The organism is Ensifer sp. GW821-FHT05G01 (genome assembly GCF_059419585.1).
In genome coordinates this window covers 485,400-500,392 of record NZ_JBWKSC010000002.1, presented here as the reverse complement: position 1 = coordinate 500,392, position 14,993 = coordinate 485,400, and the positions used below count along the sequence as shown (strand labels likewise).

The following is a 14,993-nucleotide window of genomic DNA, read 5'->3' as shown; positions in this document are numbered from 1 at the left end:
GACTTTTGACAAAATCTTGCGCGGGAGCGCCTTCGGCCTCAATGGACATTTCGGCCAAGAAATTGCACTAATCGAACATCGTTGATGGATGCACACGATGAAAAGAGCGATCCCGACCTACGAGCTTTATGGCGAAGAAGCGCGAGAACGGCCAGATTTCTGGCTGCATTGCGAAACGATTCCGTCGCGCAGCAGCCTGCACCATTGGGAGATCGGACTGCATCGCCATGAGAGTTTCTTCCAGATCTTGTACATTGTCGACGGGTCGGGAGATGCGATCTTCGGCGACACGGTGCACGCCATTCGCCCGCCGGTGATGATCACCGTGCCGCCGGCAACCAGCCATGGGTTCCGTTTCTCCCGGGATATAGACGGATTCGTCTTCACCGTTCTCGCCTCGCATCTAAAGGTATCACCCGGCGAACGCAGCCGCCTTGGAGCCTGGATGGCGGCACCGCGCGCAACCCGCCTCGACGCCAGCGAGGACGGCCGTTATGTGGCGTTGACGCTTTCTCGGCTGGGGGCGGAATGGGAGGCCAACCGCAGCCACCGCACCGACCTGCTCGACGCCTATCTGACGTCGGCGTTGACGCTAAGCGCCCGCCTCGACGAAGCGCATCCCGCCAAGGACGATGCCACCGACACACAAGACGAACGGCGCGTCGAACACTTCCTCGGCCTCGTCCAGCAACACCATCGCGCCCACAAGCCGGCGGCGTTTTATGCCCGCGAACTTGGTCTCTCGCCAACACATCTCAATCGCATCGCCCGCAGCGTCACCGGCCAGAGCGCGCACGAAATCATTACGCGCAAGATGACGGACGAAGCACGGCGTGAGCTCGTTTTCACCCGCGGAAGCGTCCAGGAAATCGGCTTCAGGCTGGGCTTTGCCGATCCCGCCTATTTCTCCCGCTTCTTCCTGCGCCAGACCGGAATGACCCCGAGGGCATGGCGGCTTGCCGAGCGCACCAAGCTCGGAGCATGACTTTCAGGCCAAGCGAGCGAACGAAACGACACCTAATCGCCATCGCGGCGACAGCGGCCAATCCGACGGTCGCTTGCGGTCACGCTTGTGTGGAGGAGCATTCATAGAGGACTTTGCCGGTCGACACGTCGATACCTGCCAGGCTCACTTCATATCCCCAAAGCCGGCATATATGCGCAAGCGTCGAACCTCGATTATTTTCCTCCAACAGAATGCCGTTCTTGATCACGTGCTTCAACCTAAGCTGGCGATCCCCCAGCAGATCGACATCCACCACCTGTATGTCCGGCCTATTGGCCGCCAGGTCGTAATTGCCTGCGAGCGCGGCACGCACAGCAGCGTAGCCCTGCTCGTTATGGATGGAAGTGACTTCGCAAAAATTGTTGGTCGCGTGGTCAGAGAGCCGAAACAGACGGAATTTGCGGATCAGCGCCGGGCTCAGATATTGCAGAATGAAGGACTCGTCGCGGTGGTTCTCCCAAGCGTCGATCAGCGTCCCCATCCAGTTGCCGTTGCCGGATATCCCGGGAAACCAATCCCGATCCTCCTGCGTCGGCTCGGTGCAGATGCGTTTGATATCCTGCATCATCGCGAAGCCCAGCGCGTAGGGGTTGATGCCCGAAAAGCGGGTGTCATCGAAGCTCGGTTGAAAAACAACGTTGGCGTGGCTTGATAGCAGCTCCAACATTGCGCCTTCGCTGATCTGCCCCTGATCGAACAGTCTATTGATGATCGAATAATGGACGAAAGTTGCACATCCCTCGTTCATCACTTTGGTCTGAATTTGCGGGTAGAAGTATTGCGCGACAACGCGAACAATTCTCAAGATCTCTCGCTGCCAAGGCTCAAGGATCAGACTATGCTTTTCGAGGAAATAAAGCAGGTTCTCCTCGGGAAGATTGAGCACTTTCGTCCGCTCCAAAGCCTCGCGCTCCGCCTCCTCGGTGCCCGAACTCCCGCCTGCCGTCGGCAGCGTCCGCCATAAATCGCTGTAAGTCTGCTCTTCGTATTCCAATCGCTCGCGGGCCCGCTCCATCTCCTTTGCCGATGAGAGCCGAGGCGGACGGCGATAGTGGAATACGCCGTGATCCTGGAGGGCATGCGCCGAATCGAGAATCTCCTCCACCGCCTTCAGTCCATGCCGTTCCTCGCATTTGGCGATGTATTTCTTGGCGAAGTCCATGTAGCTGAGGATACCGCTGGCATCCGTCCACTGGCGGAACAGATAGTTATTCTTGAAGAAGTGATTGTGGCCGAAGGCGGCATGCGCGGTGACCAGCGCCTGCATCGGCATCGTGTTTTCTTCCATGAGATAGGTTATGCAGGGATTGGAATTGATCACGAGTTCATAGGCCAGCCCGCGATAGCCTTTTTGATAGAGTTGGCTTTCGAAAACGAAGCGCTTTCCAAACGACCAGTGCTGATACATCAACGGCATGCCGACGGATGAATAAGCGTCGAGCATCTGTTCAGAAGAGATGATCTCGATCTGGTTCGGATAGACGTTCAGTCCCATCTCATCGATCGCAATCGCCTCTATCGCATCATAGGCCCGCGAAAGCGTCGCAAAATTCCATTCGGAACCGTCGAACAGCAGGCTGGAGACTGGCCGTTTCGCCATTCGGTCGTCCCCTCACCTGCGCAATTGAACGGGTTGATGCCGGGCAAAAAGTTTGCGGAAAACGGGGTAGATGTCGGCGGGCCTTGCAACGCGCGTCATCTGGAAATTCGGCACCACGCTGTCGACCGTGCGATAGGCTCGCCAGAGTGAGGTGCCGTTGTCCGTCGACCCGAAGATCTCGCTCTCGCGCTCATCAATGATCTCGACATAGGCGTAGTACTGACACAGACGCATAAGCTTCTCCCGCAGAAGCTCGGCGCACCGATCCGAGTCGCCGTTGGCATTGTCGCCATCAGAGGCTTGGGCCGCATAAATGTTCCAGAGGTTCGAGGGATAGCGGTCCTCGATGATCCGCAGCATTTCCTCAAGCGCGGTGGAAACGACCGTGCCGCCGCTCTGTTTGCTGAAAAAGAACGTCTCCTCGTCAACTTCCCGCGCCTCATCCGTGTGGCGGATGAACACGATATCGATCCGCTCGTAACGGCGCTTGAGAAACAGGTGCAAGAGAACGAAGAAGCGCTTGGCAAGGTCCTTCTCGCGCTCCCCCATCGAGGCAGAGACGTCCATAAGGCAGAACATCACCGCGCTCGCGTTCGGCAAAGGCTGACGTTCGAAACGGTTGAACCGCACGTCGACGGGATCGACATAGGCGATACGCAGCCGCCGCCGTTCGACAACTGCCAGTTCGTCGCGCAGGTGCGAGAGCCTGCGGCGCTGCTGCAGGGATGGCTCCTCCTCCCGTTCCAGCGTCGCGATCTCTTCCGTAAGAGCCTGAAATTCCCTCTCGCTTGGGCGGCGCAGGGCCATGCGCCGCCCAAAGCTATTGCGCATCGTTCGTCCGACATTGATATTGCAAGGCGTGCCCACCGTCGAGAAACCGACGCGATGGGACTTGTAGCTGACGGTTTCCCGTAGGTTCAGCTTCACCATATCCGGAAGCTCCAGATCTTCGAAGAAAAGATCGAGCACTTCCTCGCGCGACAGCACGAAAAGAAAGTCGTCCGTGTTTTCGCCTCGTCCTGGCCCGGCGGACCCACCACCACCACCGCCTGTTTCCGGTTTCCTAAGTCGGTCTCCCGGAGAAAAGGTCTCGTTTCCGGGCAGTACATAGTTCCGCTCACCGCTGGCGCGCGAATGCTGAAAGCTGGGTTCGTCCGCACCACGCTTGGGGATCGGAACGCCGTGGGCGGCATCCACATCGGTGATCCTGTCCGACTTTATCTGATCCCTTATCGTCCGCTTCAATTCCTCACGGACCCGCTTAAAAAAGCGCTGCCTGTTGCCGAGACTCCTGTCCTTGGGGTTAAGCCGGCGATCGATGAAGTTTGGCATCTGCCCATCCCCCACTTCCGCATTGTCAACCTGCCTTGTTGACCCGCATGTACCAGTCAACGAGCCGCCGGACTTGGCGCTCGGTGTAGCCCCGTTCGGTCATGCGTTCAACGAATTCAGCATGTTGCTTCTCGGTCGCGCTATCCTTCTTCGAGCCGAAGCTGATGACCGGCAAAAGATCCTCGACCTGGCCGAACATGCGCTTCTCGATCACTTCCCGGAGCTTTTCGTAACTTGTCCATGCGGGGTTGCGCCCGTTGTTCCTGGCGCGGGCACGCAGTGAGAACTTTACGACTTCGTTGCGGAAATCCTTGGGGTTTGCAATCCCTGCGGGCTTTTCGATCTGCGACAACTCACCATCGAGAACGTTGCGATTTAGTATCTGACCCGTATCGGGATCCTTGAAGTCCTGATCTTCGAGCCAAGCATCCGCGTAGGAGATATAGCGGTCGAACAGGTTTTGACCATACTCACTATAGGATTCGAGATAGGCCTTCTGGATCTCGTGACCGATGAACTCGGCATAGCGGGCAGCGAGTTCCGACCGGATGAAATCGAGATAATTCGCTTCCGTCTCCTTGGGAAACTGCTCCCGCCGGATAGCCTGTTCCAGGATGTACATCAGATGAACCGGATCGGCCGCGACTTCCTTGGTGTCGTAGTTGAAGGTCTCCGACAGCACCTTGAAGGCAAAGCGGGTGCTGACGCCGGTCATGCCCTCATCGACGCCCGCGGCATCGCGATATTCCTGCAGGGACTTCGCCTTGGGATCGGTATCTTTCAGGTTCTCGCCGTCATAGACCCGCATCTTCGTATAGGACGGCGAGTTCTCGTGTAGCGCGAGGCGTGTCGCCACCGTGAAGCGGCTAAGGTTCTCCAGCACCTCGGGCGCGCAGGGGTTTTCGGCCAACTCGCTCTCGCGAAGCAGCTTTTCATAGATCAGCCGTTCCTCCGTGACACGCAGGCAATAGGGAACCTTGACGACGAGTATCCGGTCGAGAAAGGCCTCATTGTTCTTGTTGTGCTTGAATTGGAGCCATTCGGACTCGTTGGAATGGGCAAGTACGATACCATGGTAGGGAAAAGCGCCGAAGTTCTCCGTGCCATTGTAGCTTCCTTCCTGCGTGGCGGTGAGCAAAGGATGCAGAACCTTGATCGGCGCCTTGAACATCTCGACGAATTCGAGCAGCCCTTGCGTGGTCCTGTTGAGCCCACCGCTATAGGAGTAGGCGTCGGGATCGGCTTGGCTGAAATTCTCAAGCTGGCGGATATCGACCTTGCCGACGAGCGCGGATATGTCCTGGTTGTTCTCGTCGCCTGGCTCAGTCTTGGCGATGGCGATTTGGCGCAGCCGCGAGGGCATGAGCTTCACGACGCTGAACTTCGAAATATCGCCGCCGATTTCGTCCAGCCGTTTGGCCGCCCAAGGCGATACCAAGTCGGTGAGCCGTCTCTTCGCAATTCCGTACTTGTCTTCCAGCAACTCTCCCATGCGCTCGCGGCTAAACAAGCCAAGGGGCGATTCAAAGACGGGGCTTATCTTACCGTCGATGGCCAACGTGTAGATCGGTTGCTGCTCCATCAGCTTCTTGAGACGCTCGGCAAGCGACGATTTGCCACCGCCCACCGGCCCCAAGAGGTAAAGGATCTGCTTGCGTTCCTCGAGGCCCTGAGCGGCATATCGAAAATATCCGACGATCCGCTCAATCGTATCCTCCATTCCGTAGAAGTCCGAGAAGGAAGGGTAGATCTTGATGGTGCGGTTAGCGAAGATCCGACCGAGGCGCTCATCCGCGCTCGTGTCTATCAATTGAGGTTCGCCGATGGCGGCCACCATGCGCTCTGGCGCAGTGGCATACATGCTCTTGTCGTCGCGACAGGCGAGAAGATACTCCTGTAAACTTAAACTCTCTTGCACTCCACTTGCGTAAGTTTTCGAAAAGAGGTCGAAAACATCACCGTCACTGGCGCTCATGTAACCCTCCTGCGGCCGCCGGAAGTCATGCACTTGCGACGCGACCGCTACTCTATTTAACAACATACTCGGGACGGGGTTGTTCCCGAATTTGGCTGCCTTCACAGCGTCGAGTGAAAGCGGACGGTTTTATACTAGCACAACAGCCAGCCATCTCCGCACCTAATCGGAATAGCGAATTCGAGGTACAAATACGAAATCGGCGTGAAGCGGGCCGAACAGGCATCCGGCTTTTCAGGAACACTAACCAGCGCGCACCTCTATTGAGGGCCCCGATCGAAATGCCCTGCGAGAACGTTCCAAGATCGCGTATTTGAGCGGCTCTGCAAAAGACAGCCTCGCACTACTGCCAAATACCCATTCATGACTGCCTTCGAGGTGAGGCATCCGAAAATGTGGCACGATCCCGGGCGATCCGATCATCGACGATGCAGACTTGTTCGCTGATCGGCCGACGACAAGCTTGCTATCATCTGCCCACGAGGGCTGCAATCATTCCAGAGGAGTTGCTGTGGAAGCAGGACACGATACCAGCGAGCTTGAAATGGTCGTCTTGATGACGCCCGACATGGCCAATTTCAGCGGCAAAGTCGAGGGCGGCGCACTCTTGAACCTCCTGGATCGCGTCGCATTCTCCTGCGCCTCACGCTTTTCGCAGGAATACGCAGTGACCCTGTCCAGTTGACCAGGTCGTCTCTCGCCAGCCGATCCATGTCGCCGAACTCGTGACCTTTCTCGTCACGATCAATCATGCCGGGCGGACGTCGATGGAAGTCGGGATCCGCGTCGAAGCCGAAAACATCCGCACCGGCGAGCGTCGGCACACGAATTCCTGCTATTTCACCATGGTCGCCGTGGACGCCGAGGGACGTCCGACCGCAGTGCCACCGTACAGCCCCGTAACCGCCTGCCTCGTCGACGCGTGCGCGGATGCGATGCAAACGGCCCCGCGCCCGGAAAGCGGCCAATCGCTTCGACCGGCGGTCATGCGCCTGGGCCACCCTTTCGGACAAGAAAAACCGCCTGCCAAAGTCAGACATGACCTCGACAGGCGGCTATTAGCGTCGGCTGCGATCTCTCAGAACTTGAGGCTCAGGTTTGCCTTGAACGTCTGATCGCTGACGCCGCTGGCGAACTGTCCAGCGTAGATCAGTCCGAGATTGGCCTCCGGCGTAAGCGCAAAGTCGAGGCCGGCTTCAAGCACCACTGCATTCTCGGCGATCGGAACGCCGGCGATGACGAACGTGCTCGTTGACGAGAACCCGTTCGACGACAGCGGCAGCGTGTCGCCAAAGGCGTGCTTCCAGCCAACCGTACCGCGCGCCGTCGCCAACACGCCGCCGAGATCGAAGCTGGTGGCTGCGCGCAACCCCAGTGTGGTGAACGTCGTATCCTGCGAGGCATCCTTGCCAACGAGCGCTGCTGCCCCGCCACGTTCGGCGAAGCCGTCGCGGTTGAGGTGGACATAGGCGAGATTGGCAAACGGCTCCAAATCGACCGCTCCGGTTTTGACGGCATAGGCAAACTCGCCGAAGACCTGGCCGGTGCCGGCATCATAGTTGGCGTCAAGACGATCGGAGAAACCAGGGAACGAAATGGAGCGGCTCGTCTCGATGTCGTGCCAGCTATAGGCAGCACCCGTGCGCAGCGAAGCGTCACCCCATTGTCCGCCGGCATAGAGCCCGAGATGATAATTGTCGGACGTGGCAGAGGAGAACCGAGCGTCGACATCCATCGAGGAGCGCGAGTAGCCGGCAAGCGCACCGACGGTCCATTCGTCCACCTGCGTATCGGCACCGACGAAGAAGCCGCCGATGGATCGATCTGCCTTGGCCGCGTTGCCATCACCATCCCAGCGCCCCCAGGAGCCGAAGCCCTGGGACCAGATGGCGAGCTCACCCATATCGGCCTCGGTGCCGTTTCCGGCAGACTGTTTGGCTCCCACGGCTCCAAGCACCGAGCGCAGGCGATCGTTTGCGGCATCACGCAGGAACCGGCTGTCCTCGATCAGGATCGACTGGAAGGAGCTGTGCACTTCGCCGGAAAGCAGGTCGAAGGCGGCCCGCGCTGCTTCAGGCGTTGCGGCAAACGCAATCGCGTTGAAGACGGGGTTTGCCATGCCCAAGCCATCGATACCGCCGGCAGTGGCGATCTGATTGCGGGTCCGACCGGTGCTGGCAAAGCTCATGTCGTTGCGGGTCAGCTTGAGCGACAGATCGTTGCCGTCGCCGCCGATGTAATCGACGGTGGGATCGAGGAACACCAGGTTGTCGACGATCGAAGCAAAGGTGCCGCTGATCGCCCCCGAACTCTGCTTGTCGATGAGGATGAACGGGCCATTGACCGGATTCCAGCTTGCCGCCGTATTGGGCGAAAGCAGGAGATCGAGCGTCGCGCCTGATATGTCGACGTTGCCCGTCACGATCAGCTTGTCCGTGATTAAGGGCGTGCCTTCGATCTGCAGGACGCCGTTGTTGGTGTAGTTGCCGGCAATCGTCTGTGTGCCGATCGAATTGCCCGGTGCATGCACGCCGCCACTCAGAATGGTCGTGTTTCCGATCGTGCCGGTACCGCCGAGGCGTGCGCCGCGATGGATGGTGGTCAGGCGCGAGTTCACCGAAGAACCATTGACGACGAGGGTCCCCGACGTGACGGCCGTATCGCCTGTGAAGGTGTTGACGCCCGTCAAGGTCAGTTTGCCCGTTCCCGTTTGGGTGAGCGCGCCGGTGCCGGTGAATGTACCGGCATAGCTGACGTCGTTCGAGCGGTTGTAGATCAGCGTGCCGTTGTTGGTGATCGAGCCGGCAAAGTTGCCGGTGCCGCCGATCCAGCCGGTCGTGCCGCCATTGCCGAGCTGCAGCGTGCTGCCCGTACCGATCGTGACCGGGCCACGGCTGCTGCTGGTCGCCGTCAGGGTCAGCGTGCCGCTGCCGACCTGCGAGAACGAGCCGGGGCCGCTGATCGAGCCCGCATAGGTCGTGTTGGCGGAGCTGTTGAAGACGAGCGCGCCGTAGTTGGTGACATTGGATGCAAGCGAACCGCCCGTGCCGCCATCACCGACCTGTAGTGTCGCGCCCTGGGCGATACCGGCGCCGCCGGTAAAGCCGTTGGCGCCGGTCAGGACCTGCGTGCCCGCATTGACCGAGATGCCGCCGGTGCCGTTGATCGCGCCTGAGAACGTGCCTGTAGCGTTGTTAATGAGCAGCGTCTTGCTGCCGAGCACCACCTGGCCGCTGCCGGTCAGCGACTTGATCTGCGCCGATGCGGCCGCCGAGACGTCGAAGGTGCCGTTGGCAGTCAGGCCACTCGAGGCATTGATCCGGCCCTGGCCGGACAGGGCCAGCGTGCCGCCCGCCGCGATTGACGTCGCACCGGTATAGGTATTCATCCCCGTCAGCGTCAGCGTGCCGTTGCCCACCTTGTTGAGGCCACTGCCGGTCCCACCATTCTGCAGCACCGTGCCGATCGTGGTTGCGACACCGTTGCCGACATTGATCGTAGCCGCCGTGCCGCTTGCCGGGTTGAAGGCAAGCGCGCCGCCATTGATCGTGTAGCCGCTGCCATTGTTCGTCGGGGAGAATTGCAGCGTGTCGAAGCTCTGTGTGCCAACAACGTTGACGACGCCACCGCTGGCGCCGGCAAAGACGCCGACCGACCCACCGAAGCTTCCGTTGATGTCGGCACGCAACGGGGCGCCGGTCCAATTCGTCCCGGCCGAGGTCCATGTGCCGGTGCCGCCGTTGACGGTGCCGTTGCCCGTCGTGTCTGCTCCATCCCAGAAATGCATCGTCTGGCCGGTGCCGAGCACGGACAGATTGACCTGCTTGGCAATGCCCGTCTGGACCTGATGGCTGGCAACGGTGAAGCTCGGCGCCGTCGATGTCGCAGCCGTCGTGGCGAAACTGCCCGACAGCGAACCATCATATTCGAACAGGCGGTAATAGCCGGCCGAAGCCACCTGAGCGTTCAGCGCGCCGCCGAGCGTCAGGTTGCCGCCGACCTTCAGCAGGTCGTTTCCGCCTGCGCTGCCGGCGAGGCCGGGCGTGTTCAGCTCGAACACCGACGTGGAGCCACCATTGAGCGTCAGGTCGCCGCCGATCGTTATTGTGCCCGGGCTGTTGCCGGCCGAGAGCGTGCCATCGACGATGACGTTGCCGCCGATCCGGCCCGATCCGCCGAGCGTGCCGCCCGAGCCGACATTGACGTTGCCACCGAGCTGGCCGTTGACATAGGTCGTACCCGACGTGACCGACGTTGCGCCAGCGAACAGCGAACTGTCCCCCGTGAGCGTCAGCTTGCCTGTGCCTGCCTGAGAAAGGCTGCCGTTGCCCGAGATCTTGCCGGCATAGCTGACATTGTTCGAGCGGTTGTAGATCAGCGCACCGTTGTTGGTGATCGAGCCGACGAAGTTGTTGGTGCCGCCGATCCAGCCGGTCGTGCCGCCATTGCCGAGCTGCAGCGTGCTGCCCGAACCGATCGTCACCGGACCGCGCGTGCTGCTGGTCGCCGTCAGCGTCAGCGTGCCCGTGCCGATCTGCGAGAACGTGCCATTGCCGGTGATCTCGCCGGCATAGGTCAAATTGTCGGAGCGATTGAAGATCAGCGCGCCGCCATTGTTGATGTTCGATACGACTGAGCCACCTGTGCCACCAGCGCCGATCTGCAGCGTCGCGCCGGTATTGGTACCCGCACCACCGGTAAAGGTGTTGGCGCCGGTCAGAACCTGCGTGCCAGCCATGACATTGACACCGCCGGTGCCGTTGATCGCGCCAGAGAACGTGCCTGTGGCGTTGTGAATGATCAGATATTGACTTCCAAGCACCACCTGCCCGCTGCCGGCCAGCGACTTGACCTGTGCGGAAGCAGCCGCCGATACGTCGAAGGTGCCGTCGGCCGTCAGGCCGCTCGAGGCGTTGATCCGACCTTGGCCCGAAAGCGCCAGCGTGCCGCCCGCCGCGATGCTCGTCGCACCGGTATAAGTGTTCATGCCCGTCAGCGTCAGCGTGCCGGAGCCGGATTTGATCAGGGAGCCGTCGCCGGTGATTACATTGTTTATGCGGCTGTTGCCGGTCTGGTCGAGCGTCAGACTTCCGGAATTGGTGATGGCAATATTGCCGGACAGACCTGGGTTCGCCGTAGAAAATCGGAATGTGTTGGCGCCACCATCGAAAGTCATGGCATTGGCGGTCCCGCCATTGCCACCGATGATAGAGCCGGACGCGCCCAGGGTCACGTCCAGGTTACGACCGAAGATGCCGGCTCCGTGTACGCCGCCGGTGCCGCTGCCTCCAGCCACGCCGCCCGTGACGCTGCCGTTGACGATCACCGTACCGCCGTTCAAGCCGCTGATGCCGTGACCGCCGTCACCGTTGCGCTTTGTGCCACCGCCGGCGCCGGCATTGCCACCGTTGCCGCCCGTCACGTTCGTGTTCACCGTCAACGTGCCGCCGCCGACGAGTGCCGCGCCATCGCCGCCGTCACCACCGCTGCCGCCGATCCCGATGGCACCCGACGCTGCCCCGCCGGCACCGCCATTGCCACCCTGCCCGCCGGAAACTGCCGGTCCCGCTATGCTCTCCGTACCGCCGGAAGCAACAATTCGCCCGTAACCGCCGGCGCCGCCGCCGCCGCCGTCTCCGTTCGACGAGGCGCCGCCATCGCCACCGCGACCGGCGGCAATGCCAACGCTGCCGTGCGCACCGCCACCCCCACCGCCGCCGCCGCCATAAATTATGCCGCTGCCGCTGCCGTTTCCACCCGACGCCCCATTCGGGCTACCGCCCGTACCTCCGGCACCGCCATTGCCGGCAACCCCGCCGCCGATCTGGCTTCCCGCGCCACCGTCCGCACCAGGCCCGCCGCCGCCGCCGCCGTTTCCGTTACTGACCGCATTGCTGCCAGGTGTCCCCTGCAAGTTGCCGTCGACGCTGCCGCCCGCCCCGCCGGAACTCCCACCATTGCCACCCTTGCCTGCAGCCTGTGCCAGCGGCGCGGCCGCGACCATACCGAGAGCTATGCCCGAGGCTGCGAACAGCCACAAAGCCGTACTGCTCATCAGCAAACGTTGGCTACCCGATGTCGAGCGCCCTCGAGCCGACGGTTGGCGACCCGAACGTTCCTCGCCCTCAAGCCCGCCACCCAAGCCCCGATTCTGACAATTGATCTTTTTCAAAGGCTTGCCCTCCGCCCAATACCCTAAAATTTCCCAGGAAGCTGGCTTGCACGGCAACTCTAAAGCAGCAATGCCATATCGACGAAACAACCTACAGGTTCGACGAAGCAACAAAGCGAGGGGGGTACGGCTGTGGAAAATCTCAGATCCCGAGCCGGCTGCGCAATTCCTGCCTGTAGGGCCGCGATACCGCCCAGGGCTGCTCGAATCTGCGCAGGCGCACCGTCCACGCCTGCCTGGTCGGGCCCGCGTGACGCTCGAGCTCGGTCACATGCGATATGTTTATCACCGCCGTTCGGTGGATGCGCAGGAAGTTCGATTTCGGCAGCAGGCCGATCCAGAACGAAAGCGGCCGCAGATCGAGCACGGCTGCTTCGTCTTTCAGCCAGATCTGCGTGTAGTCCTTCGCCGAACGCAGTCCGACGATCGCCGCCAATGGCACGCCGCGCGTGCGCCCCGGCATGTGCAGATGCACAAGCGGTTCAGCACCGTTGAGCGCGTTTCCGGCCACCACGTCCCGTCGGCCATCCACCTGCGCTCGCCCGTAGCGGGCGATCCCGATCAACTTTGCACAGCGGGCGAGTTGGTGGATCTCGTCCACCGGCCACCGGCGTTTCGTCCCGGTCGCATCGAAGCCGATGCAGGCACGCAGAACGCAGTCGTGAAAGACCGGAACACAAAGGACGCTCTTGTCATTCTGCCTGAGCATTTCCGCCTGCAGGGCGCGCGCAGGGCGCGGAAGATTGGCGACATCGTTGATCATCACCGCTTTGCCCGTGACCAGCCATTGATGCAGCCAACCGATCATCGTCACCGGCGTCTGCTGCAGATCGGTCACATGCGACGGGACATCCCCGCGCACCCACTCCTCGGTGTTTCGGAAGTGAAGAAAATCGGCATCGTACTCGAACATCCACGCCCTGTCGGCACCGGCAAGCTTGCCGGTCTCCTCCAAAATGGACGCAATCGCAATGTTGGCGGGCGAGCCGATGAGGTGGGCGGCGGCCATATACGCCCAGTCGTGCGATGGCGGCCGCATCGTGGGATGAAGACATTCGGAAATCGCGATCAGTTCGTATGGCGGGGCAGTGTCGGAAAGGTCGGACGGGTGAAATTGCTCATTCATGACGATCAATATTGAAAAAGGAATAAGGGATAGGGAGGCGCTGTCGCAATATGCAGCTGTCCTCCCGTGAAAACGCGGGTCGCTAAAACGGCATCAACGCCCCGTGAGCGCCGAGGGGGCGGCGCCGAGAGCGATCATGGAATAAACAATGGTCCAAGCGCGCGTTCGATGGCCCCCTCCATCGTCATGCAGCGGCGTTCCTCAACGCCAGCATCCGCCCGCGTTGCCAGTAAAGGTTGCGAGCGCTAGGAATTCAAGAGCTTTCGCTGCAACCGCAGGCCCTTTTCTGGGTCGATCGCCCGCGGGAAGATGCGGTATCGCCGTACGCTCCCTACGCCGAAGCCGCCAGGCTCACGGAGCGGTTCTGCCCGCCGCGCTTGGCGGGGCGCGGACATCACGCAAGGCAGCGCCGTTCGAATGCCCGGCCAAAGATCGTCTTTGCCGCAGAGCATCCGGAACATCGCGTCACATCGAAGGCGCATGTCACGGCCGACGCCCGACCGAGCCAGGTCGAAACATGATCGCGTGGCTGCAGAAGCTGGAGGAATGGACTTCAAGCCAGGGGTCGCAATGCATATGATGACGGCCAGGCCTCCGGGAGGACGGCCCGGACGTCGCCCATGAGGGCTTTGTATCCAATCCAGAGGAGTTGCCGTGGAAGCCGGACATGATAGCAGCGAGCTTGAAATGGTCGTTTTGATGACGCCCGACATGGCCAACTTCAGTGGCAAGGTCCATGGCGGTGCCCTCCTGAACCTCCTGGATCGCGTGGCGTTCTCCTGCGCCTCACGCTATTCGCAGGAATACGCAGTGACCCTGTCAGTGGACCAGGTCGTTTTTCGCCAGCCGATCCATGTCGGCGAACTCGTGACCTTTCGCGCCTCGATCAATCATGCCGGGCGGACGTCGATGGAAGTCGGGATCCGCGTCGAAGCAGAAAACATCCGCACCGGCGAGCGTCGGCACACGAATTCCTGCTATTTCACCATGGTCGCCGTTGACGCCGAGGGACGCCCGACCGCCGTGCCGCCGTACAACCCCGTAACCGCAGTGCGAAAACAGCGCCAGCGCGCAGCCGAGGTCAGGAGAAACTTGCGGCGCGAGTTCGAGGTCCGTTTTCAGGCTGCGGGCTCCGCCGCCGACACCTGACCGTCGCAATCACGGGGGCGTGCCTTTCCGCTACTCCTGGCATCGAAACCGAGGTCACTTTTTGCAACAGGACCGCGCAGATGCCACTCCAGTGTTTGGCCGGGTTGAATGATGGTGTATGTTTCGTTGGCCGGCGTCGCATGGCCAGGCGGAGCAGTCCGCCTCATGCGATGCGTATGGGAAGGCGGTGACTTGTACCGTGCGCCCGTCAACGTGCGCCGGGACCATGCCCCTGCGTTCTGATAAATTGCAGTGACACGTTCAGAGTGATCGCGCTGCGTTCCGCATCTGGCGCCAATTTCGTGAACAAGCGAAGCCACCTATCAACGCCTGCAGCTGCGGGAAACCAACACCGTCGTTGCAAGCTCTGGATATCGGAGATTCACATGTCCACATCCGAAACGGGAAGACAGTTTACAGAAGGCGTCGCGAGTGGCGAAGTCCGGTACGATCTGGAGGATTTCATTCGCGCCTCCGGCATTCCGCCCCATGAGGCCCACGAGATGTTTGTCAAGTACGGGCCGTACAAGTCGGACCTCGACCCCTTGCTGCATGCCCGCGCCGACCAGCATATGGATCTGATGAAGTAGGGCGCTTCACATCGCCCGCAGGCCGTGGCGGATAACCGAGCGT

8 protein-coding genes and 1 pseudogene are annotated in these 14,993 nt (G+C 60.9%); 4 read left to right on the top strand and 5 right to left on the bottom strand.

The genetic code is table 11. From position 1 onward, the window contains the following. Positions 1-97 precede the first annotated feature (97 nt). On the top strand, positions 98-985 hold the full coding sequence (locus AC07UR_RS08020) for a helix-turn-helix domain-containing protein (RefSeq protein WP_209789574.1): 888 nt from the start codon (positions 98-100) through the stop codon (positions 983-985). A 79-nt stretch (positions 986-1,064) separates the two neighbouring features. Here AC07UR_RS08020 and AC07UR_RS08015 read toward each other — a convergent pair whose 3' ends face one another. Genes AC07UR_RS08015 through AC07UR_RS08005 form a run of 3 tightly spaced genes read right to left on the bottom strand, consistent with a single transcriptional unit; the run spans position 1,065 to position 5,913 of the window. Further along, positions 1,065-2,606 (bottom strand): SpoVR family protein, encoded by a 1,542-nt coding sequence (locus AC07UR_RS08015; protein ID WP_209789573.1) that lies wholly within the window; start codon positions 2,604-2,606, stop codon positions 1,065-1,067. Positions 2,607-2,618: 12 nt separating this feature from the next. Further along, positions 2,619-3,938 carry a YeaH/YhbH family protein gene (locus tag AC07UR_RS08010; RefSeq protein WP_209789572.1) on the bottom strand — a complete coding sequence of 440 codons (1,320 nt, stop codon included), beginning with the start codon at positions 3,936-3,938 and terminating at the stop codon, positions 2,619-2,621. Positions 3,939-3,963: 25 nt separating this feature from the next. Beyond that, on the bottom strand, positions 3,964-5,913 hold the full coding sequence (locus tag AC07UR_RS08005; protein ID WP_209789571.1) for a PrkA family serine protein kinase: 1,950 nt from the start codon (positions 5,911-5,913) through the stop codon (positions 3,964-3,966). A 544-nt stretch (positions 5,914-6,457) separates the two neighbouring features. Between AC07UR_RS08005 and AC07UR_RS08000 the strand changes: the two are divergent. Next, positions 6,458-6,821, top strand: a pseudogene (locus AC07UR_RS08000) (acyl-CoA thioesterase); the annotation flags it as partial. 170 nt (positions 6,822-6,991) lie between these two features. Here AC07UR_RS08000 and AC07UR_RS07995 read toward each other — a convergent pair. Both AC07UR_RS07995 and AC07UR_RS07990 read right to left on the bottom strand, forming a co-directional pair. Further along, positions 6,992-11,968 (bottom strand): autotransporter domain-containing protein, encoded by a 4,977-nt coding sequence (locus AC07UR_RS07995; protein WP_209789570.1) that lies wholly within the window; start codon positions 11,966-11,968, stop codon positions 6,992-6,994. 259 nt (positions 11,969-12,227) lie between these two features. Beyond that, entirely contained in the window at positions 12,228-13,211 is a 984-nt protein-coding gene (locus AC07UR_RS07990; protein WP_209789569.1) for a LytTR family transcriptional regulator DNA-binding domain-containing protein, read from the bottom strand. Between the two features lie 687 nt (positions 13,212-13,898). On the opposite strand from AC07UR_RS07990, the gene AC07UR_RS07985 reads away from it, so the two are divergent. Continuing rightward, a complete protein-coding gene (locus tag AC07UR_RS07985) occupies positions 13,899-14,360 on the top strand; it encodes an acyl-CoA thioesterase (RefSeq protein ID WP_209789739.1) in 462 nt (153 codons plus the stop codon). A 386-nt stretch (positions 14,361-14,746) separates the two neighbouring features. After that, on the top strand, positions 14,747-14,950 hold the full coding sequence (locus AC07UR_RS07980) for a hypothetical protein (RefSeq protein WP_209789568.1): 204 nt from the start codon (positions 14,747-14,749) through the stop codon (positions 14,948-14,950). Positions 14,951-14,993: the final 43 nt, after the last annotated feature.

What these genes read in the sequence shown, in the direction of transcription:
- AC07UR_RS07980 (WP_209789568.1), top strand. Translation starts at nt 14,747, where the DNA reads ATGTCCACATCCGAAACGGGAAGACAGTTTACAGAAGGCGTCGCGAGT.
- AC07UR_RS07995 (WP_209789570.1), bottom strand. Translation starts at nt 11,968, where the DNA reads ATGAGCAGTACGGCTTTGTGGCTGTTCGCAGCCTCGGGCATAGCTCTC.
- AC07UR_RS08015 (WP_209789573.1), bottom strand. Translation starts at nt 2,606, where the DNA reads ATGGCGAAACGGCCAGTCTCCAGCCTGCTGTTCGACGGTTCCGAATGG.
- AC07UR_RS07990 (WP_209789569.1), bottom strand. Translation starts at nt 13,211, where the DNA reads ATGAATGAGCAATTTCACCCGTCCGACCTTTCCGACACTGCCCCGCCA.
- AC07UR_RS08020 (WP_209789574.1), top strand. Translation starts at nt 98, where the DNA reads ATGAAAAGAGCGATCCCGACCTACGAGCTTTATGGCGAAGAAGCGCGA.
- AC07UR_RS08010 (WP_209789572.1), bottom strand. Translation starts at nt 3,938, where the DNA reads ATGCCAAACTTCATCGATCGCCGGCTTAACCCCAAGGACAGGAGTCTC.
- AC07UR_RS07985 (WP_209789739.1), top strand. Translation starts at nt 13,899, where the DNA reads ATGGTCGTTTTGATGACGCCCGACATGGCCAACTTCAGTGGCAAGGTC.
- AC07UR_RS08005 (WP_209789571.1), bottom strand. Translation starts at nt 5,913, where the DNA reads ATGAGCGCCAGTGACGGTGATGTTTTCGACCTCTTTTCGAAAACTTAC.